Source organism: Mesorhizobium sp. Z1-4, assembly GCF_004000235.1.
Taxonomy (GTDB): domain Bacteria; phylum Pseudomonadota; class Alphaproteobacteria; order Rhizobiales; family Rhizobiaceae; genus RCIO01.
Genome location: NZ_RCIO01000001.1, coordinates 1,007,197 through 1,027,676 on the forward strand (window position 1 = coordinate 1,007,197; position 20,480 = coordinate 1,027,676).

At 59.9% G+C, this 20,480-nt stretch carries 18 protein-coding genes and 2 pseudogenes; 14 read left to right on the plus strand and 6 right to left on the minus strand.

All coding sequences use genetic code 11. The features are described from left to right. Nucleotides 1–120 precede the first annotated feature (120 nt). The 4 genes from EP165_RS04810 to EP165_RS04825 all read right to left on the minus strand — a co-directional run bounded on the left by EP165_RS04810 (nucleotide 121) and on the right by EP165_RS04825 (nucleotide 7,874). Nucleotides 121–1,461 (minus strand): anti-phage deoxyguanosine triphosphatase, encoded by a 1,341-nt coding sequence (locus EP165_RS04810; protein ID WP_100650092.1) that lies wholly within the window; start codon nucleotides 1,459–1,461, stop codon nucleotides 121–123. Between the two features lie 20 nt (nucleotides 1,462–1,481). Then, entirely contained in the window at nucleotides 1,482–1,832 is a 351-nt protein-coding gene (locus tag EP165_RS04815; RefSeq protein ID WP_100650091.1) for a hypothetical protein, read from the minus strand. Continuing rightward, nucleotides 1,825–2,886, minus strand: a complete 1,062-nt coding sequence (locus EP165_RS04820; protein WP_100650090.1) for a hypothetical protein — start codon at nucleotides 2,884–2,886, stop codon at nucleotides 1,825–1,827. The genes EP165_RS04815 and EP165_RS04820 overlap by 8 nt, the downstream gene beginning before the upstream one ends. A gap of 71 nt (nucleotides 2,887–2,957) precedes the next feature. Continuing rightward, nucleotides 2,958–7,874: a DEAD/DEAH box helicase gene (locus EP165_RS04825; RefSeq protein WP_100650089.1), complete on the minus strand. Its 4,917-nt coding sequence runs from the start codon at nucleotides 7,872–7,874 to the stop codon at nucleotides 2,958–2,960. Nucleotides 7,875–8,506: 632 nt separating this feature from the next. Between EP165_RS04825 and EP165_RS04840 the strand changes: the two genes are divergently transcribed. The 3 genes from EP165_RS04840 to EP165_RS04850 all read left to right on the plus strand — a co-directional run bounded on the left by EP165_RS04840 (nucleotide 8,507) and on the right by EP165_RS04850 (nucleotide 10,011). Beyond that, nucleotides 8,507–9,034 (plus strand): antirestriction protein ArdA, encoded by a 528-nt coding sequence (locus EP165_RS04840; RefSeq protein WP_100650086.1) that lies wholly within the window; start codon nucleotides 8,507–8,509, stop codon nucleotides 9,032–9,034. 193 nt (nucleotides 9,035–9,227) lie between these two features. Further along, a complete protein-coding gene (locus tag EP165_RS04845) occupies nucleotides 9,228–9,443 on the plus strand; it encodes a transcriptional regulator domain-containing protein (RefSeq protein ID WP_127520388.1) in 216 nt (71 codons plus the stop codon). A gap of 46 nt (nucleotides 9,444–9,489) precedes the next feature. After that, the gene (locus EP165_RS04850; RefSeq protein ID WP_127520389.1) at nucleotides 9,490–10,011 is read left to right on the plus strand and encodes a DUF2285 domain-containing protein; all 522 of its coding nucleotides are present in this window, start codon (nucleotides 9,490–9,492) and stop codon (nucleotides 10,009–10,011) included. Nucleotides 10,012–10,027: 16 nt separating this feature from the next. On the opposite strand, the gene EP165_RS04855 is transcribed toward EP165_RS04850, so the two are convergent. After that, complete coding sequence (locus EP165_RS04855; protein ID WP_127520807.1) at nucleotides 10,028–10,315, minus strand: DNA -binding domain-containing protein; 288 nt, start codon at nucleotides 10,313–10,315, stop codon at nucleotides 10,028–10,030. Between the two features lie 462 nt (nucleotides 10,316–10,777). Between EP165_RS04855 and EP165_RS04860 the strand changes: the two genes are divergently transcribed. The 10 genes and pseudogenes from EP165_RS04860 to EP165_RS20545 form a co-directional block, all read left to right on the plus strand. Next, nucleotides 10,778–11,047 carry a helix-turn-helix transcriptional regulator gene (locus tag EP165_RS04860; RefSeq protein ID WP_127520390.1) on the plus strand — a complete coding sequence of 90 codons (270 nt, stop codon included), beginning with the start codon at nucleotides 10,778–10,780 and terminating at the stop codon, nucleotides 11,045–11,047. After that, nucleotides 11,048–12,124, plus strand: a complete 1,077-nt coding sequence (locus EP165_RS04865) for a replication initiator protein A (protein WP_127520391.1) — start codon at nucleotides 11,048–11,050, stop codon at nucleotides 12,122–12,124. It abuts the gene before it with no gap. A gap of 61 nt (nucleotides 12,125–12,185) precedes the next feature. Continuing rightward, the gene (locus EP165_RS04870; RefSeq protein ID WP_127520392.1) at nucleotides 12,186–12,704 is read left to right on the plus strand and encodes a DUF2840 domain-containing protein; all 519 of its coding nucleotides are present in this window, start codon (nucleotides 12,186–12,188) and stop codon (nucleotides 12,702–12,704) included. Further along, nucleotides 12,701–13,246, plus strand: coding sequence for a conjugative transfer signal peptidase TraF (gene traF / locus EP165_RS04875; RefSeq protein WP_127520393.1), 546 nt, complete (start codon nucleotides 12,701–12,703; stop codon nucleotides 13,244–13,246). The genes EP165_RS04870 and traF overlap by 4 nt, the downstream gene beginning before the upstream one ends. A gap of 27 nt (nucleotides 13,247–13,273) precedes the next feature. Beyond that, nucleotides 13,274–13,609 carry a DUF736 domain-containing protein gene (locus EP165_RS04880; protein WP_127520394.1) on the plus strand — a complete coding sequence of 112 codons (336 nt, stop codon included), beginning with the start codon at nucleotides 13,274–13,276 and terminating at the stop codon, nucleotides 13,607–13,609. Beyond that, nucleotides 13,606–14,538, plus strand: a complete 933-nt coding sequence (locus EP165_RS04885; protein ID WP_127520395.1) for a lytic transglycosylase domain-containing protein — start codon at nucleotides 13,606–13,608, stop codon at nucleotides 14,536–14,538. Before EP165_RS04880 ends, EP165_RS04885 begins: the two co-directional genes overlap by 4 nt. Nucleotides 14,539–14,998: 460 nt before the next feature. Continuing rightward, nucleotides 14,999–15,505: pseudogene (locus EP165_RS20820) on the plus strand (relaxase/mobilization nuclease domain-containing protein); the annotation flags it as partial. Continuing rightward, nucleotides 15,479–16,906, plus strand: a complete 1,428-nt coding sequence (locus EP165_RS20645) for a DUF3363 domain-containing protein (protein ID WP_501981656.1) — start codon at nucleotides 15,479–15,481, stop codon at nucleotides 16,904–16,906. The pseudogene EP165_RS20820 and the gene EP165_RS20645, both read left to right, overlap by 27 nt. A 216-nt stretch (nucleotides 16,907–17,122) precedes the next feature. Continuing rightward, nucleotides 17,123–18,337 carry a chloramphenicol/florfenicol efflux MFS transporter FloR2 gene (locus tag EP165_RS04895; protein WP_000214125.1) on the plus strand — a complete coding sequence of 405 codons (1,215 nt, stop codon included), beginning with the start codon at nucleotides 17,123–17,125 and terminating at the stop codon, nucleotides 18,335–18,337. A 93-nt stretch (nucleotides 18,338–18,430) separates the two neighbouring features. Continuing rightward, nucleotides 18,431–18,547, plus strand: a pseudogene (locus EP165_RS20545) (DUF3363 domain-containing protein); the annotation flags it as partial. On the opposite strand, the gene tetR(G) reads toward EP165_RS20545, so the two are convergent. After that, nucleotides 18,544–19,170: a tetracycline resistance transcriptional repressor TetR(G) gene (gene tetR(G), locus EP165_RS04905; RefSeq protein ID WP_000163574.1), complete on the minus strand. Its 627-nt coding sequence runs from the start codon at nucleotides 19,168–19,170 to the stop codon at nucleotides 18,544–18,546. The pseudogene EP165_RS20545 and the gene tetR(G) sit on opposite strands and share 4 nt — an antisense overlap. A 103-nt stretch (nucleotides 19,171–19,273) precedes the next feature. On the opposite strand from tetR(G), the gene tet(G) reads away from it, so the two are divergent. Then, nucleotides 19,274–20,449 carry a tetracycline efflux MFS transporter Tet(G) gene (tet(G), locus tag EP165_RS04910; RefSeq protein WP_001257840.1) on the plus strand — a complete coding sequence of 392 codons (1,176 nt, stop codon included), beginning with the start codon at nucleotides 19,274–19,276 and terminating at the stop codon, nucleotides 20,447–20,449. Nucleotides 20,450–20,480 lie beyond the last annotated feature (31 nt).

A 20,480-nucleotide genomic window follows, 5' to 3' on the forward strand; every position in this document is an offset into this window, starting at 1 on the left:
CTCGCCAAAAATCCTCTCTCCGCCGCTAGAATAGCGGTAATCATATCGCGTTGCGAAAGATCGGAGCACAATGGAGCATTTTGCTCCATAGGCGCGTGGCGAGGCGCTATCTGAACTCGCTTATATTTTATCGAATACGGACCCCATGCGCGGGCTGAATAGACGATCATATGTTTTTAGGAGGAAGCCGTCTGTCATTCCGGCGACGTAGTCGCAGATCGACCGGAGGTCGTTTCCGGTCGCCTTATAAGCCGCAAAGGCATCCGCAGGGAGCATCGCTTCGGGATCGCAAGCGAGCGCTTCGAAAACGGACACCACCATCTTTTGCCCCTTGACCTCAAGGTGCTGCACTTCTGCGCTCTTGATCACTTTCGTCACGATTAGATCTTGAAGAGCGTCGAGAAATTCTCGCTCGCCCCCGGCTAGCACCGCATTATAGCGGATGAGCGGCTCGAAGAAATCCACGTTCTGTATGATCCCTACGCCGGTGATGAAGTGATGCACCAGCCTGCCGATGTAGTGTTTGCGCTCTTTGCCGCTGCCGAATAGCGACGACACGATCGAATCGTAGAGACTGTTGTGGTTTCCATCGGGTTTTCGCCGCTTTAGCATCTCGATAAACGAGGCGCACTTCTCCTCAGGCACCGAGGAACGGAAATCGCGCTCCGTTATCAGACCCATAGCGATTGCATCTTCCAGATCGTGAACGCCGTAAGCGATGTCGTCCGCGACATCCATGATGCTGCAATCGAAAGACTTGAACATCGTCTTCGAGTGCTTCTTCTCGACGGGGTTTACAGAAATGAACTGCTTTCGTTCGGCCGGATCGAGCGGGCTGAGTATCCAGTCGACCACATCGCGCTCGCTGTTCAGATAGCATTTGGGCGGCTTCGACGATTTTCGCTCAATCAATCTGATCGACTGAGGCTCCTTGGCCATCGTCGGCACGAGAAGCGGATTCGCTGCCTCATCGTAGCTCGCAGGGTACTTAAGCACACCCAGAAGGGTGCGACGTGTAACGTCCGTCCCATGCGACTTCGAAAAATTCTCCAGACGAGCAAGAATTCGAAGCGTGTGCCCGTTTCCTTCGAATCCGCCATGACCCCGCATGCAATAATTGAGTGCGACTTCGCCGCCATGGCCGAATGGCGGGTGACCTAGATCGTGCGCGAACCCAACCGCCTGAATAAGACTTGTAGACGGCAAATGAGGATGGACGGGATGATCCGTATGCGCCGAAAGTTGACGAACGATACTGTTCGCAATCTGCGCTACCTCTAACGAATGCGTCAGGCGCGTTCGGTAGAAGTCGCTATCGCCGAGATTGAGGACTTGCGTCTTCCCCTGCAAGCGTCGGAAAGAACCGGAATGCACAATGCGGGCGTAATCCACATCGTAAGGCGTTCGTTGATCCTCTGGCTGCTGTACCCAATCGCTCCGACGCTTTTCCCAAACAGACATGCCCCCTCCACACATATCGTCTATCGGTACTCCCTAATTGCTTTTCTATCGAGTTCATCTGCCGGTACCAAGCAGTAGTGTCGCTCCTCCACGCCCTTCACTTGCCCGTCGTCGAGCGTCAGCTCGAAAAGGGCAATGACTCCCTCGTTCATAAACTGCGCAGCGACAGGGCGGCAGCGCATGTCTGGGAACTTCTCAGCGCCGAAAGCAATATCCTGGCCTGTTTGCACAGCGCCGATCTGGTCTTTTCCGTCTTTGGCTTGAACGGGAATGACATAGTGGCAGCCATACTTGTCGAGCCCGATATAGAGATCATCGATCTCGATCTGACCGACTCCCTTCACGATCGTGCGGAGATGTCGACTACTCATCGCTACCCCCTCTGCCCGCGAAAAGGTCGCCCTGGTCTGTGTCGATTTCGCTAAATGCACCCAAAACCGCAGACAGAGCATTATCGTCTAGCGGCTCCGATAAGGCATCGCTATTGAACTCCAGAACGCGCAAAACCCTGATATTTTTGGGTGAGTTGACTTTTCCCTGAAATGCCCACTGCACCTTGATCGTGTCCATGATGTGGATGTTGAGGCGTTCGGCTTTTACCAATCCCCAGAACTGCTCATCTTCAATCCGGAAAAGCCGCTCGCGGCCCTTGGCGTCCTTCGCCTTCCAAGCACGCTGACGATCTTCCCTTTCCCAATTCGGGGACGTGACCTTGAGGTCAACAATGGCCGTTTGCCACGGCTCGTCGTTCTCGTCTTTCAGCGGCGGGAGAACAACCTGTAGGCGTGCAAAGTCGCTTCGGTCGATCGGGAAAACAGGCTCGTCCTCGAACCCAACTGCACGGATATCAGGTGTGGCGGCGCAAGCTTCGTAAAACTCGTTCCGTGCGGCGAATCCATCGCGGAAGCGCGTCGTGGTTATCCCGACCGATTCCAGTTCGGCGACATCTGTTTGAAGAAAGGATTTTGTTGTTCCGACAAGGAATTCAGCGGCGGCAAGGCATTTCGCTTCGTCGTCTTCTGGCTCTTCGTCCGCTTCCTCGATGGCTTCGTCATCCTCATCAGAAACGATCTGTTCCCTGATCGCCGAACCGGCCTGCTCGGCCCAATGTGCCGGCTCCTGCAATGTCAGACCACGGATGAAAGCCTGACCGATGTCGCTTTCTGTAAACGTCCAAACGGCAAGCCATCCGCCGAACAAATAGACGCCGATCTTGCTTTTAAAGGAGCCTTCCTGCGGCGGAAGCACCAGAATTTCGTATTTCAGCTTTCCATCAAACAACTCTCTGTTCAAAGAGGCGATGATGGCTTCCGTCTGTTCGGCGGTGCGCACAAACGTATTGAGGGGTATGGCATGGGCCGGTAAATCAAAATGGATCGGCAGGATGGCAAGCACGCCATCCCTTCTTGATTTCGATTGTACCATCCCCGCGCCCCTCCCGACGCAGCCAGTTGCGGCTGCTTACATTTGAATTGATCCCAACATGACAAAGATACTCATTCGCCGATATCCAACGCCGGAAGACTGCGGACGATTTTCATCGTCTCCAAGCTGACGGTGATGACACGCTGAAACAGTTCCAGCGGATAGGCCGGATTGCCAACCGTTTCGATAGCATAGCGGTTGGCGTCGTTGACGATGCCGCTGTCCTTATCTGTCTTGACGCATTGGCGCTCCATCACCCATTCAAGGGCAGGCTTACTGTTGACGACATATTCATATGCCTCAAGCGGGATGTCCTGCATGGTGATGTTGGCATTGTAGATGACGACGGATTTATCCTTAGATTTCCCACTACCGCCGAACTTCATCTTCGTGACGCGGTAGAACGCTTCTGGATCAGGGATGTTAGCAAGCCGCAAGTCTCCCTGTTTGAAAGTGACTGGATACGGCTCCACGCGTTCGTAACCGACATGGAGATCGCCAAGGGTGCGGCCAGCGTCGCGGAAGGCGCGGAAGTCAGCAAAGGTTTTCACCGCCGGGATGCGGGGGAGCTGCTTGGCGAGGTTGTTGGCGAACCTCGCGCGATAATCGGGTGAGTGAAGCAGGCCGTAGATGTAATAGAACAGGTCTTCCTTACTGATATCTTCCCCCGGATAGGCGGCTTGGAAATGGGCAAGGCCCTCATCGGTGATCGCATCACGGCGAGTGAGGCCGCCGTCCTGATCGCTCGATGCGGCGAAGAGGCCATCATCGGGTTGGGTTTCTTCGTAGAGGTACAGGGGGAAGCACTGATAGCCGCCCATGTTTGGCGCAAGATTTAGGTCAGGTATCGCAGACACCATGAACCCCGAAAACAAACCGGGGCTACATCTTGCGGGCACGCAAATGCACAAGTTTTCGACACCTTCGTTCGGGTATACGCGCGGCATCTGATAGACAACTTCATTGAGTTGTCGGTCAAAATAGAGCCATTGCGCCGTGAAGGGTCGGTAAGTGGACCGACGAATTTTGCTCGGATCAAATTTGATCTTGGTCTGCTTGCCGACGGATGCTTTTAGGGCGCGGCTCCAACTGATGCGCTTTGTTTCATCTGTTACAAAACTATCGACATAGTCGTTTCTTGCCTTGGCGTTGGGGAAGGTTTTGCTGAGTGCCGCGAAGCGTTCTCGCTCTTCATTATAAACCGAGATCATCCTCTGCATGTTATCGCGGAGTTTCGTGGGCGAAGAATTCAGCGCCCATGCATCCCTTGCAGTAACAACGCCAAGAGAGTGCAGGCTAAAAACCTGCGGCCCAATGGCTTCATCTTTGCTAGCAATAGGAAGAAATGTTTCAAAGGCCTCATCCGTCTGGTCTAGCCAGTCATTGTTCTTGTCTGGCGTGATGCCCCTCCATCCATCGATCTTGGAGATGCCACTGATAGAATGGAAATCTCTGATGATCCCGAGCTTTTGTTTCTGGTCGAGATAGTCGCCAATGTCGTGAAAATGAATGTGCCCTTTCTCAGCTGCATCAGGATTCTTGACGAGAACCGAAATCGCAATCGGCGCTCGGCTGCCTGAGCCGAAAATCTTTCCCCCTTCCTTGCGAGAAAGCTCGCCAGAAGTGCGCTGATTGCCCCGTAGATGGAAGATGTATAGATCACTGAAGTCTTCCGCCAGGCATTCGCGCATCCCATCTGCTGTTGAGGTTTCCACCCAACCCGCGCTGCTTACGAACGCCAGCACACCGCTATTACCGATGCGATCGCTTGCCCAACGAAAGGCTCTAACATAGCTATCGTAGAGTGCACGCGACAGTTTTCGCTTTGATCTATGCGCGTAGGTTTCGCGAATCCTCTCATCCAGCTTCGGATAGACAATGTTTGCAGCATTGTCGTTCTCGCTGTCCTGACCAATCGAATACGGCGGATTACCCACGATTACCCGAATATCGGACGCCTTCTGCCGCTTCCGTCGTTCCGAGTTGTCCGGCATGTACCGCGATACTAGGTCGTCGCTCTCGTACATCTGGAAGGTGTCGGTGAGGCAAATACCCTCAAATGGCACATAATCACCGCCCATGATGCCGTGATAGACGGCTTCGATGTTGATGGCGGCGATATAGTACGCCAGTAGAACAATCTCGTTGGCATGGATTTCATGCCGGAACTTGTGTTCCATTTCCTCCGGGGCAATCAGGCCTGATTGCAAAAGCCGCGTGATGAAAGTGCCGGTTCCCGTGAACGGGTCGATGATGTGGACGCCTTCGGAACCAAGCGTCTGCCCGAATTCCTGCTGCAAAACCTCGTTCACCGAATGGATGATGAAGTCCACGATTTCGACCGGCGTATAAACGATGCCAAGCTTGTCCGTCGTACGTTTGAAGGCTTTGGCAAAAAACTTCTCGTAAAGCTCGACAACAAGCCGCTGCTTGGCCTGCGGATCGGTGATGCCTGATGCACGCATCCGCACACTGGCATAGAACTTTTCGAGATCTTTTGATTCCTTGTCGAGATTGGCTTCGTCCAGCACGTCCAGTGCTCTCTGCATGGCGCGGGAGACGGGGTTCTCGCTGGTGAACTGATGGCCTTCAAACAGCACCTCGAACACCGGACGGGTGATGATGTGCTGCGCGAGCATTTCGACGGCATCATCTTCGGTGATGCTGTCATTCAGGTCATCTTTCAGCTCGCCGTGGAATTCGTCGAAGGCACGGCAGGCTTCGGTATCCGGATCGGCAAGGATGCCTTTTAGGCGGCTGATATGGTTCTTGGCGATTTCGGCGATGTTGGTCGCCCAATCTTCCCAATAATCACGGGTGCCGCACTTCTTGACGATCTTCGCCATGATAGCGCGCGAGAATTCGTCAACGGAGAAGGCAAGCTCGCCCTGCACCTCGCCGGTGACGATCGGATCGCGCCCCGGTGTGCCGATACCCGACCGCTCGGGTTTCGAGCGCGTCGGCAGGTCTTCAACAACGGCAGTGACGGCCTGCAACTCGGCATTCCGGGTGACGCCGATGATCTCGATCGCATTGCTGACATCCTGCCCCAGCGATGCCTTATTGATGGTCGCATCGAAACGATCGTCATGGGCGCGCAAGGCGTTGAGGATTTGCCAGACAACGCGATACTTCTCGTTGTCGTTCAATGCCTGTTCCGGTGGAACGCCTGCGGGGACGCCGACGGGCAGGATCACGTAACCCATCTTCTTGCCTTCGGCGCGGCGCATCACGCGCCCGACCGATTGCACGACATCGATCTGGCTCTTACGCGGATGCAGAAACATGATCGCGTCGAGCGCGGGAACGTCCACGCCTTCCGATAGGCAGCGCGCATTGGTCAAGATACGGCAGATATCGTCACCGGCATTGGCTTTCAACCAATCAAGCAACGCCCCACGGGACTTGGCATTGAACGTGCCGTCAACGTGTTCGATCTCGCACCGCAACGACAACCTGTTTTCAGCGTCGTCTTCGTCGGTATAGTCGAGATATTCATCAACAACCGTGCTGAACTCGTCGCGGATCAGCTTGGAACTGCGGATATCTTTGCAGAATGCCAAGGCGCGGCGCATGGGATGTGGATCGGTGGCAAGGTCGGCTTTCATGTCGGCTTTGGTCAGAGCTTTGTAGCAGCCGATGATCTTGGTCGCGTCATCAAGGACAAGCTCGGAGCTGCCGTCACCAAGACGCTTCTGGATCGCTGAACTGACAAGTCCTTCATCCATCGCTAGCACGACAACCTTGTAGTCGGTCAGAAGGTTGTTCTGCACCGCCCATGAGAAGCCGCGATAGAAGAGCGTCTTTCCGAACAGCTTCTCGTCATCCATCGAAGCCAGAACAGCGTCCGCTTCATCGGCACGGCTCTTCACGTTGTCGCCGAAGATGCGCGGCGTGGCCGTCATATAGAGGCGCTTCTTGCCACGAATAATGTCGTTGGAATGGACTTTGACGAAATTGGATTCGTCCTCGCCCGCCAGAGTTGCGCCCGTGGTGCGGTGCGCCTCGTCGCAAACGATGAGGTCGAATTCCGGCAGGCCGTGCTTCTGCTGTGCGTCCGCGACAACCTGAATGGATTGGTAGGTCGCAAACACCACGGTCATCTTGTCCGGCACGGCCTCGCCCGCGCTTTCGGAAAGCTTGGCGGCGTTGGTCGTGGCAGGGAATGCGAGGTCCAGCACGTCGATTTCGGCAATGTCATCCTTGCTCTGACGACGCTTGCCGACCTGCGTATCGGAACATACCGCAAAGGATCGCAACGGGGTTTCGGTGTCCGCCGTCCATTCGCGTACCGTCTGCGACATCAGGGCAAGGGACGGCACAAGGAACAGGACAAGCTTTCCTTCCCCTGCAAGGTCTTCGGCGATCTTGAGACTAGTGAAGGTCTTGCCTGTTCCGCAGGCCATGATGAGCTTACCGCGATCGGCTTCGGCCAGTCCGGTGCGCACCTCACGCAAGGCGTCCTGCTGGTGTTCGCGGAGTTTCTTTTTGTCGGCCAGCACCACTTCGCCCTTGGCGGCGAAGGTTTCCCAACGGATAGGACTTTCCTGCATTTCGGAAAGGTTGATCCGAAGGACGGGGATGGCCTGCCCACGGATCATGGTTTCGGCGTTTTCGCTCCAAGCCTTTTCGGTGCTGTCAATGATGACGCGCCGCTTGAACGGGGCCTTGCCCGATGCCGATATGAAGCTGTCGATGTCCTCTTTCCTGATGCGGTAGGCGGCATCATAGAATTTGCACTGGATCGCGGCGAAACCGTCTTCGTCGCGAAGCTTGGCTACAAGGTCGATCCCGGTGTCGCGGGCATCCCAGCCGTTAGCGTCGGCCCAATCCTTGAAGGTCTGGACCTGCTCATACTGTTCAAGCTGGATCGGATCATGGGTGAGGTAGGCGATGGCGAAACGCTCGAAATACGTTCCCTTTTCCCGCTCGGTACGCGCTGCATCACGGTAGGTCTGCAAAAGCGATTGCAGCGTCTGTTCGGCCATGTCTTCCCCCAAGCCCCTGTTCGGGCATTCACCTGCTGCGCCGGAACTGGCTTTCGCGCGTGTTCCATCAGCGCGTCGTCACGTTCGGTTTCGTTGCGGGTTGCGCGTCCGACGACGCGCTGTTCCTACGGACAAAATCGCGCATGAACTCCCGTATGACCTGCGCGGCAGGCCGATCCAGAACCTGACAGGCTGCAAGGAATTCATCCCGCAGCTCGCGCTCGATCCTGATTCGCATACCGGCGTCTTTTTTCATAGTTCGCAGTGTATCCGGCGGATACACAAAAACCAGCCCTGAGGATATGCTTACCGCCAGCAAACACCGTGAATTCGTCTAGCGGCCGTCTAGCTCTCTACCACGCAATCTGTGAGCGCGTTCGCCTGCGGGCCGGCGCGGCTTTCGCCGCGTCCCATCTGATAGCTATTTCTAAGGGCGCTGCCCTCGCGCGGCGCAAGAAAACTCTCCGGCCTTTCGCGGCATAAACGGCCCGCTCCCCGCAAGCGGGTCCCCTCCATTTATTCCACGGTGCCAAAGGGTTGTCTGGCACCTTACTACCCCGGTCTCGCCGACGGGCAAGGGGTCAGGAGCGGCGCTTCGCTGCTCTGAACCCCAAACCCGAAGGAACAGAGACATGACCAGCGCAGCCGACAGCAATCCTCGCATCTATGTTGCCTGCCTTGCCGCCTATAATAACGGCTATTTGCATGGAGCGTGGATCGACGCGGATCAGGACGTGGACGAAATCAGGGACGAGATCGCGACCATGCTCGCACGGTCCCCCATCGAGCACGCGGAGGAATATGCCATCCATGATTATGAGGGCTTCGAGGGTGTCGCGATCAGCGAATATGCGGGCATCGACACCGTAGCACGCATGGGCGCTTTCATCGCAGAACATGGCGCACTTGGCGCGGGCCTGCTGGAGCAGTTCAGCGGCGACATGGAACAAGCCGAAACCGCCTTGCAGGATTGCTATCATGGTCAGTTCGCCAGCCTCGCCGACTACATGGAGGAATTGACCACCGAGAGCGTCACGATCCCCGAGGCGCTACTCTACTATGTCGATTGGCAGGCGATGGCGCGCGACGCTGAGATGGGCGGCGACCTGTTCACCATCGAAACTGCGCACGGTGAGGTGCATGTGTTTTCCAGCAGATGAGAACAAGGCTACCCATCCGTGCTGATAGGGGCAGGCGTCCCGGAGTTACCGGCTGTCGCCAAGCCAAGAATACCAAAAATGATCGAGTTAGCCGCTCAAGGTATCTGCTTTGAGTGGGTTCTATATTTCCAGTGATCCTTGAACCTCTTTTTGCCGGGCGCTGCCCAGCATCCCGGCTTGGGGAGGTGACGCCATGCTCAGCATTGATTGGCGATCTCCGGCGGCATACGGGCACACAAAGCACATCCCTGCCGCTGGTTTCGCTTGGGAATACCTGCGCCGCAACGACGAATATCGTCAGGACTTCCAGACCATCGCATCGACCGGCCAGCCGACCGGGCGCGACCTTGAAGCGTTAGCGCATCGCTGGGGTTTGCGATTTCCCATGCGATCCCGACGCGCCGCATGACCAGCAATCCCCGATCTGGACGCCGAGCCTTCAACCGCAAGCGGTAATGCTGTCGCCGGTCGGTCACAAGGACGGCGACACCGAACCGATATTGACGCTGGGGCATCTCGACGGCCTCGACCTGCGCCGCGCCGCCGATGGCTGGCACTGTATCTGGCAGGTGGATGGCGTCGCACATCAATTCTGGCTTCCCGAGGGGGTGCCCGACGCAGCCGCTTTCTATGCCGTCACCCTGCCGATGGATTCCTTTCTGGAGCTGCGCGCCCACGCTGCGCGCCGTCTTTGGCGGTCCCTCAACGGCCGTGCGCCCGGACCCGACTTCCGGGCCGTTCCCGCGCAGCTTCGGCAATGGCATATCCTGTCCCTGCGCGCGCTCGACGCCCGGCTGCGCGGCGAGAGCTATCGCACCATCGCCGAAGTCCTGCTCGGCTTTCGCGGCACCAAGGAAGACTTTGAGAACGATCCGCGCAAGAACAAGGCCCGCCGCCTGGTCGCGCACGGTATCAAGATGATGCGCGGCGGCTATCGCCTGCTTCTTCACTACCCGATCAAGCCCGGCAAGCGTTGATCGGGTGGCGTGGCCCTCACGCCTTGTTGGCTGCCGCCTGCTCCAGAATCTTGCGATAGCCCTCACGCGATAGCCATTGCGCACGTTCGAGGTGGCTTTGCCAGCAACGGCGGGTGCGAAGTTCATCGGCGACCGGATCGCGGTGCAGCACAATCCGCGCGACTTCCTTCCAGTCCGCGCCCTCGGCCTTCGCATCCAGTAAACGCAGATAGGTGATGTAATGTCGTTCGTCATAGACGGTTATGGTGTCGCCGGTCGGCGCTTCATCGTCCACATCTGGATCGAGTTCGACGGGAACCCGCATGGTCATTCCCCGTATCCGAGAGAGCTTGTCTGCGGTGCGCCCCCGCAAACGATTCTCTCTGACTCTTGGTGATCGGGGAGTTCGAAACCGTCACGAAACGGCCCCATGGCCTTTAGCTCGGAAAGCCTGTTGTATACGCCACAGGCTCCCCGACCATAAGGTCAAGGAGTTGGTGCCGTTCTGGCTGGCACCGGCCATTCGTGAGGGGTTTCGACGCCCCAGAGCAGCGCGTCTGCTCCGCTGCGATTCTTAACCGAACCGCGCGGGAATGTCTCCGGCTTTTCGGCGTGGCGGGCGACGAGCCGCTGAAATTCCTCATCTATTGGCAGCGCACCGCCCCGAAGGGGGTGCCGCCAGCGCATAGGCGCAAATGCGGCACGCTACGCGCCGCCGATCCCTCGCCATGGTTCGCCACAGTCCGCTGCCGCCCTCCGGCAGCCCAATCCCGACTGGAGGTGATCCATGGCAAATCCGCTTGCGGGCCTGCCGCCGCGCCTGTTGCGCACCAAGGAAGCCGCGCGCTTCCTCGGCATATCCATCCGCACCCTTGAGAAGCATCGCACCTACGGCACCGGCCCGACCTATCGCAAGGTCGGCGGCCGTGTCCTCTACACCGTCCGCGATCTGGAAGACTGGAGCGCGGTCGGCGAACGTAAATCCACCCGCGACAAGACCGCCGGCACCGTCTTTCCCGCGCGTCCGCTCACGCCCGAAGAACGGGGCGACTGCTAGATGCTGCGCGAGGACAATCACGCCGCCGCGCAGCCGACCGAAGACAGCGAGCGCAGCCGCCTAGACCCCTTCGTTGTCGCAACAGGCGACGCGCCACCACGCGACCAGCGCGATTTGATGGAACGGCCGTTCTTCTCGCTGGCAAAGACCCCGCGCACGAAGCCGATACTCTATAGGGCCGCCGACATAGAGGTGCAGGTGTTCGGGATGCCCGAGCACGGCATGGCGACCATATGGGATGCCGATGTGCTGATATGGGCGGCCTCGCAGATCGTCGCGGCTGAGAACAACGGCCTCACCACTTCGCGCTTTGTCCGGTTTACGCCTTACCATCTGTTGCGCGCCATCGGGCGGCCGACCGGCAATCACCAATACCGACTTCTGAAAGCGGCGCTGGCGCGGCTGCAATCGACCGTCATCGCCACCACCATTCGCAACGGCCCGCATTGGCGTCGCCGGCAATTCTCATGGATCAACGAGTGGGAGGAAATGACGACGCGCGTCGGCCGCGTCGAGGGCATGGAGTTCGTCCTGCCCGAATGGTTCTACAACAGCGTCATCGACCGCTCGCTGGTCCTGACCATCGATCCGGCCTATTTCCGGCTGACTGGCGGCATCGAGCGTTGGCTTTACCGCGTCGCCAGAAAGCACGCCGGCCACCAGCGCCACGGCTGGATTTTCGAGGTCGCGCACCTTCATCAGAAATCCGGCAGCGCGGCGCGGCCGTCCGACTTCGCGCTCGACCTGCGCCGCATCGCGGCCCGCCAGCCGCTCCCCGGCTACCTGCTCCAGATCGAGCGGGAAGACGGCCGCGAGCTGCTACGTATCCGCCCCGGAAACTCATCAACAGGCACTGTTGATAACCCTGTTAATGCCATCGGCAGATCAGGCGCACGGGGTATCGGCACATCAGGCGCATCACTATCGGCAGATCAGGCGCACGAACCGCAGCTAACGCTTTGGCCTGAAAAGCGGAATCCGGCCGCTAACTTATCTAACAGAAAATCTAACTCTTTTTCTTTGACGCGCGCGCAGGCGAAGCGTGGTGCCGGTTCTGCCCAAAGGGGCGAGCCATGACAGCCGCCGCGAATGCCGCCCCGCGCCCGCACAGTCCCCAGGACATCCCCGGAGATGAACAATGACCCGCCGCGCTCATCGCAGCGCGCACGGCCGTCCGCTGCCGAACGGCCCCGCGCCCTTCACAACATTGGTCGAGCTGACCTTCGAGAAACGCAAGGTCGAGCACTGGATACGCTTCGGCCGCAAGAGCTACGAACAGATCATCGACCGCCGCCGCAGCGTCGTCGGCTTCGCGCCGGGCAGCGTCTTCGCCTTCGTCCGTTGGGCATCTGGCGAGCACGGCACTGTCGTTTCGCGCATCGACATTGTGCGGGCCATCGGTCGGGGCGAGCCGTTCCAGACATTGCCCTTCGTGCGCCCCGGTGGCGAAATCCTGTTGCGCCTCGATGGCTGGCCGAAGGTGCAACGCGCGCTTGCCGCTATCGACGCCGTGGAATCGCTCGGTCTCGATCCGGCCGATGCCTCGCCGGACCACTGGCGGCACGTCCACAACCGTTTGACCGCCAATCTGGAGCCGCACGCCTACACCCCCGAACGACATTCCGCATGGCTTCATCGCCGAAGGATCGACCCATGACGCGCCGCCGCACCCTCACGGTGACGGCGCTCGCCGTCATCGGCATCGCCGCCGCAAGCGCGGTCGAGATGCCGACGAAACTCCTCTGGAACGCCACGGCCAGCGCGCCAGTCGGATTCTATACTGTCGAGCCGGCGGACCGGATCGACGTGCCCGAGCTGGTCGCCTTCATGCCGCCCGAACCGCTCGCCGCCTTCATGGTGGAGCGCGGCTATGTCGCGCGAGGCGTCCCGCTCTTGAAGCGCGTCTTGGGCCTGCCGGGACAGCGGGTTTGCCGCACCGGCCGCACGATCACGGTGAACGGGATCGAGATGGGCGAGGCGCTTGAGCGCGACAGCCTCGGCCGCGATCTGCCCGTCTGGCAGGGCTGCCGCGTCATCGGCGACGGCCAGCTTTTCCTCATGAATTGGCAGGCCCGTGACAGCCTCGACGGCCGTTACTTCGGACCCATCCCCGCAGCTTCCATCATCGGCCGAGCGGTCCCGCTCTGGACCGATGAGGACGGCGTCGGCCGCTACGAGTGGCGCGCGCCGAAGCACTGAAACCACCCCCAACCGCAGGAGATTTCCATGGCAGAAATAGGCACCTTCACCCGCACCGAAACCGGCTATGCGGGGGAGCTTCATTCGTTCGGCCTCCACGAAAAGCTGTTCATCGTCCCGGCCAAGCCCAGCGACGTGAAAAACGCGACCGACTATCGCTTGCGCCTCGATAGCGAGGACGGCCCGGACGCCGGCCCCGCATGGAAAGACTCCAGCGAGAACGCTGGCGAGTTCGTGTCGATGCGATTGGAGGGGCCAATCTTCCCGTCCCCGATCCGCGCCAAACTGTTCCAGTCCAACGACGATCCTTCGGTCTGGACCCTGCGTTGGAAGCACGCCCGGAAGATCGAGGACGAGGAATGACGGCCGCGCGCGTCCGGCCCGCCATCCGGTCCAAGATCGTCATCCCTTTGTTCGCGGAAAAGCCGTCTCATCCCTTCGTCCCGCTCGGCGACCAGACGGCCGGCGCGCGCAGCGAAGGTCAGGGGCGGCCATCGGCCGGCGCTTGCGCCTTGCCCTTGACCGCAGCGAGCACGCTGGCAGGCTGGCGGCGAAGCGGAGACAGGCCGGCATGGCATTATGCCGTCCTGCTGCTGGCGGGGGCGCTTTCCGTCTGCATCGGATCGGGCGTCGCTGTCGCGCAATCCGCGTCGGTCGAGCGCCCGGTCGCCGCCCATCCTTATGCGGCGCACATCGCCGAGGCGTCGCAGCGGTTCGGCATCCCCGAGCATTGGATCGTCGCGGTGCTGCGCGCCGAGAGCGCGGGCGACGTGCGCGCGATTTCGTCGGCCGGGGCGATGGGATTGATGCAGGTGATGCCCGACACATGGGCGGGCCTGCGCGTCCGCCATGGCCTCGGCCGCGATCCCTACGACCCGCGCGACAACATCCTCGCAGGCACGGCCTATCTGCGCGAGATGTTCGACCGCTACGGCAATGTCGGCGCGATGCTTGCGGCCTATAACGCCGGCCCCGGTCGCTATGACGAGCACCGCGCGACGGGCCGCCCACTGCCCGCCGAGACACGCGCCTATGTCGCCGCGCTCGCCCCGATCCTTGGCGGCGCGGCTCCATCGGATGCGCCGTCCCAGCAACCGGCACCGCCGCCCGATTGGCGCGAGGCACCACTATTCGTCATGCGTCCGGCCGACACGCGGGATGCCGCCGCGCCGCCGTCCGAGGTGCAAACAGGCGACGGCCGCGCTGCCGTTCCGGCGCGCGACCCCGCCCGTGCGGAGCCGCAGGACGGCAGCATTTTCGTGGCGAGCGCCAGCGACGGGGGAACGCCATGAGGGCGGCGTTCCCGCGCTCGGCGGCGCTGGTTTCGGCATCCGGTCGGGCAGGTTTGCGCCCGGCAGGATTCCCGGCAGGAGGGGCAGAAAAGACAGAAAGGGCGGAGGGCAAGATTAAAGAAGACGGCACCATGTCGGGCCGCTTCTGGAAATTATTGTTGTCTGCACACTGGTTAGGTGGCCGGTTCCGGCACCATGGTTTTGAGGGGCCGCGTGCCGCGATTTCGCGCAAAGCCTTGGCTTTGCAGGGTTTCGAGCGGCACCATAGGCCCATATCGGCCTGTTTTGGGCGGTTTTGGCTGGAGTCGCGCCCTTGAGCGCCGACGACGAAAACCGCTTCCGTCCGAAGCCCGGCCGCATCCGATCCGACACGCCCAAGGCCGGCAAGACCAAGAGCTTTTTCACGCAGGTCAAGAAGATCACCCGCCAGCATCAGGCAGCGGCCTCCCGCGATCCTTCCATGGCGTCATCCACCCGCCCGTCATCGCCGGGCCGTTCCCGTGCCGTGGTCGCCAGCGGCAAGGGCGTGAAGCGCGGCCGGGGTGCGAGCTTCGTGCGCGCCCGAAATATCTCCGGCCAATGGCATCATCGCCAGCCCGGCAGCCGTCGCGTGATCGTCAAGCAGCGCAGCGTCCGGGCCGCGTGGAAGGGCGGTCGTGCCCGCGCGCATCTGCGCTATGTCCAGCGCGACGGCACGTCACGCGACGGCGAGCGAGGCCGGCTCTATTCGGCGACCGACGACCGCGCCGATGGCGATGCCTTCCTTGATCGCGGCAAGGACGACCGCCATCAGTTCAGGTTCATCGTCTCGCCCGAGGACGGCGCGGAGCTGTCGGACCTCACGGCCTACACCCGCGATTTCATGAAACAGATGGAAACCGACCTCGGCACGAAACTCGATTGGGTCGCCGTCAATCACTACAACACCGGCCATCCCCATGTGCATGTCATCGTCAACGGCCGCGACGATACCGGCGGGGATCTAGTCATCAATGGCGACTACCTTTCCGCCGGCCTGCGCGAGCGCGCCAGCGAGCTTGCCAGTCTGGAACTCGGCCCCGTCACCGAGATCGAGCAGACCCGCAAGCTGTCTGCCGAGATCGACCAAGACCGCTTCACCCGGATCGACCGCGCCATGGCCGAGGAAGCCGATGCCCGTTTCCTCGACCTGCGCCATGAACTGGCAGAGCCGAGGCGGCAGTTCGAGCGCACCTTGCGCCTGCGCCGCCTTACCAAGCTGGAGAAGATGGGGCTGGCGACCGAGCACGCGCCCGCCGTTTGGGAATTGAGCAAGGACATGGAACCGGCCCTGCGCGAGCTAGGCGAGCGTGGCGACATTATCCGCACCATGCAGAAGGCGCTCGGCCCGCAGGCAGGCGAACGCGATCCCATGAGCTTCCAAATCCATGACGGAGCGCCCGAGACGCCTATCGTCGGCCGCGTCGTGGACAAGCACCTGTCCGACGAGTTGGGCGAGAACCTGACAATCGTGGTGGACGGGATCGACGGTAGGACGCACCACATCGCCGGCATCACGCCCGAGCGGCTGGAGGACGCCCGCATTGGCAGCGTCATCCAGATCGGCCCGGCCGAGGTGGCACCCCGGCCGTCCGACCGCACCATCACCGCCATCGCCGAGGACGGCATCTATCGGCCGAGCCGCCATCTGGAGCAGGCGAAATTCGAGGGCCGCGTTCCCGGCGGCGACGATGAGGGCTATATCGATGCCCATGTCCGGCGGCTGGAGGCGCTGCGCCGGGCCGGCATCGTCGAGCGCATCGACGCCGACCAATGGCGCATCCCAGATGATCTGGTCAGCCGCGCGGCTGATTACGATACCGGCCGCGACCGGCAGGCCAGCGTTCGCGTGCTTTCCCCGGTTGATCTGCAAAGGCAGATACGTTCGGACTGCGCGACATGGCTGGACCGGCGATTGGTCCATGGCGAAACGGCCGACCTTGCGCCGACCGGCTTCGGGCAACAGGTCCGCGAAGCCATGGACCAGCGCCGCGAGCATCATATCGAACAGCGCGACGCCACGCGCAACAGGGACGGCCGAATCTTCTACCGGCGCAATCTTCTCGCCACCCTGCGCGAGCGGGAAGTTGCGCGCGCCGGTGCGGAGATGACCGAGGGCAAGGCGCTGCCGTTCCGCGCCGCCAAGGATGGTGAGAGTGTCAGCGGCAAGTTCACCGGGACTGTCCAGCTAACGAGCGGCAAGTTCGCCATCGTGGAAAAGAGCCACGAGTTCACCCTTGTCCCGTGGCGGCCGATCATCGACCGCCAGCTCGGCCGCGAGGTCGCGGGTATCATGCAGGGCGGTTCGGTGTCGTGGCAGTTAGGGCGGCAGCGGGGGTTGGGGCTATAGGAGCCAACGATACCGCATTGCAACGCAACAACTAATTCGATAAGAGCTGCTATTCAATTTCGTAATCGTGGAGCCATCAGCATGGGAAATTCCAAGTCAGCAGACAAGTAAGCCGCAACATCAGAATTGTTGTTGCGGCGCTCTGTAAGACCAATCCCATCTGATTGCTGACGAGCAGACGCTGCCCGGTATCCTTAATCGAGCGGTTGATTCGTCATGACCACCACACGCCCCGCGTGGGCCTATACGCTGCCGGCAGCCTTGCTGCTTATGGCTCCCTTCGACATCCTCGCCTCGCTGGCGATGGATATTTATCTTCCAGTCGTTCCGGCGATGCCGGGCGTCCTGAACACGACTCCATCCATAATCCAACTCACGTTGAGCCTCTACATGGTGATGCTCGGTGTGGGCCAAGTGATCTTTGGGCCACTCTCCGATCGCGTCGGGCGACGGCCGATCCTGCTTGTAGGCGCAACGGCTTTCGTTGCTGCGTCTCTGGGAGCGGCTTGTTCTTCAACTGCATTAGCCTTTGTTGCGTTTCGTCTGGTTCAGGCTGTTGGAGCATCGGCCATGCTGGTGGCCACCTTCGCGACCGTGCGCGACGTATATGCCAATCGTCCCGAAGGTGCCGTCATCTACGGCCTTTTCAGTTCGATGCTGGCGTTCGTGCCTGCGCTCGGCCCTATAGCCGGTGCGCTGATCGGCGAGTTTTGGGGATGGCAGGCGATCTTCATCACACTGGCTGCACTGGCTTCGCTCGCACTCTTAAACGCCAGTTTCAGGTGGCATGAAACCCGACCGTTGGATCAGGCCAGAACGCAACGATCTGTTTTGCCGATCTTCGCGAGTCCGGCCTTTTGGGTTTACACGGTCGGATTTAGTGCCGGCATGGGCACATTCTTCGTTTTCTTCTCGACAGCCCCCCGTGTTCTCATAGGCCAAGCCGGCTATTCCGAGATCGGATTTAGCTTGGCCTTCGCGACTGTCGCGCTGGTCATGGTCACGACAACCCGCTTCGCAAAGTCCTTCGTTGCCAAATGGGGTATCGCGGGATGCGTAGCGCGCGGGATGGCGTTGCTCGTTTCCGGCGCGATCCTGTTGGGGATCGGCCAACTTTTCGGATCGCCGTCATTTTTCAGCTTCATCCTGCCGATGTGGGTTGTCGCGGTCGGCATTGTCTTCACGGTGTCCGTTACCGCCAACGGCGCACTTGCGCAGTTCGACGACATCGCTGGATCAGCGGTTGCGTTCTACTTCTGCATCCAAAGCCTGATAGTCAGTATCGTCGGGACATTGGCGGTGACGCTGTTAAACGGCGATACAGCGTGGCCCGTGATTTGTTACGCCACGGCAATGGCAGTGCTGGTGTCGTTGGGGCTGGCGCTCCTTCGATCCCGTGATGCTGCCACCGAGAAGTCGCCAGTCGTCTAGCCGACGACTGGAAGCAAGCCCGCTTTGATGCGGCGCAATAATCTTCGAAACCTCGTGAATGGCGGTATCCTGTCTGGCAAGATACCGCTCATTTCCCTTGTCCCGTGGCGGCCGGTCATCGACCGCCAGCTCGGCCGTGAGGTCATGGGCATCGTGCAAAGCGGATCGGTGTCGTGGCAGTTGGGGCGGCAAAGGGGCATAAGCCTCTAATCTGTTGTAGATGAACGCAGCCGCTCGAAACCAGCGATGAGGCTGTCGAGTCCGAAGTTGAACGCAGCATCCATGCCGTCTGTTTCCAACTCGTGAAACAGATCGTGCAGGAAGGACGACGGTGCTTGCTCGGACACATCTGGCCTGTCCGGAACTCTCTCATCGGCATCAGATGCCTGCTGCTCGAGAACGGAACCGACCACATAGTGACTGACCGCCCGGAGCGCCCAAACGGCGCGCTTCGGACAAAAGCCCTCCGCGCAGAGAAAGCGTATTTGCGTCTCGGCGGTGCCAAAATTCGGTTCTGTCGGTCGAGTGCCGGCATGGATACGCGCGCCGTCGCGATAAGAGAGCAACGCCGTTCTGAAGCTCAGGGCATTCTCTTTCAGGAACACCCGCCAGTCCTCATTCTCTTCGGGTAGCGAGCGGGTATGGCGTTCCGCCAGCATCGCCTCGGCGAGCGCATCAAGCAGCGCTCGCTTGTTCTGGAAATGCCAGTAAAGCGCAGGCTGCTGAACCTTGAGGCGTTCAGCGAGCTTCCGCGTCGTCAGGCTGTCCATGCCAACCTCGTTCAACAGCTCTAGCGCCGCCGCGATCACGGTGCCCTTGTCCAGTTTGGTCATTCACGTTCCTTCGCCAGTGCTTGACAATTTATCACCGATAAGTTCTATGTCCATCTCCTTATCGTTGATAAAGTCGCTCCATTGAGCGGCGCTGGAGTTTCAGGTGCGCAGCTCTGCCATCATTGCCCTGCTGATCGTGGGTCTTGACGCCATGGGTCTCGGCCTCATCATGCCCGTCCTTCCGACGCTTCTGCGTGAGCTTGTGCCAGCAGAGCAGGTCGCTGGACACTATGGTGCCTTGCTGTCGCTCTATGCATTGATGCAGGTCGTCTTCGCGCCCATGCTTGGACAGCTTTCGGATTCTTACGGTCGGCGTCCGGTACTTCTGGCTTCTCTTGCAGGAGCCGCAGTCGATTACACGATTATGGCATCAGCGCCGGTCTTATGGGTGCTCTATATCGGCCGACTCGTGTCCGGCGTCACGGGCGCAACCGGAGCTGTAGCAGCCTCAACCATTGCCGATTCGACGGGGGAAGGTTCTCGCGCACGCTGGTTCGGCTACATGGGGGCCTGTTATGGGGCGGGCATGATTGCCGGGCCAGCACTTGGTGGCATGCTCGGTGGTATCTCTGCTCATGCCCCGTTTATCGCCGCCGCCCTTCTCAACGGGTTCGCGTTCCTGCTTGCCTGCATTTTCCTCAAGGAGACTCATCACAGCCATGGCGGGACCGGAAAGCCGGTTCGCATCAAACCATTCGTTCTGTTACGGCTGGATGATGCATTGCGCGGGCTAGGTGCGCTTTTCGCAGTTTTCTTCATTATTCAACTGATCGGCCAAGTGCCTGCAGCCCTATGGGTCATATATGGCGAGGACCGTTTTCAGTGGAACACCGCGACCGTTGGTTTGTCGCTCGCGGCGTTTGGGGCAACACATGCGATCTTCCAAGCGTTTGTTACCGGCCCGCTTTCAAGCCGGCTTGGAGAGCGGCGCACGCTGCTGTTTGGCATGGCTGCGGATGCGACTGGCTTCGTTCTTCTGGCTTTTGCCACGCAGGGATGGATGGTGTTCCCGATTCTGTTGCTGCTTGCCGCCGGGGGTGTTGGCATGCCGGCCTTGCAGGCAATGCTCTCAAACAATGTCAGCAGTAACAAGCAAGGGGCTTTGCAAGGAACGCTAACGAGCCTCACCAATCTAAGCTCTATCGCAGGACCGCTTGGCTTCACAGCACTCTATTCTGCCACCGCCGGGGCATGGAACGGTTGGGTTTGGATTGTCGGCGCGATCCTCTATTTAATATGTCTGCCAATACTACGCAGACCATTCGCAACTTCATTGTGATTTAGTCATGGCGATTTGGCATGCGTAGACT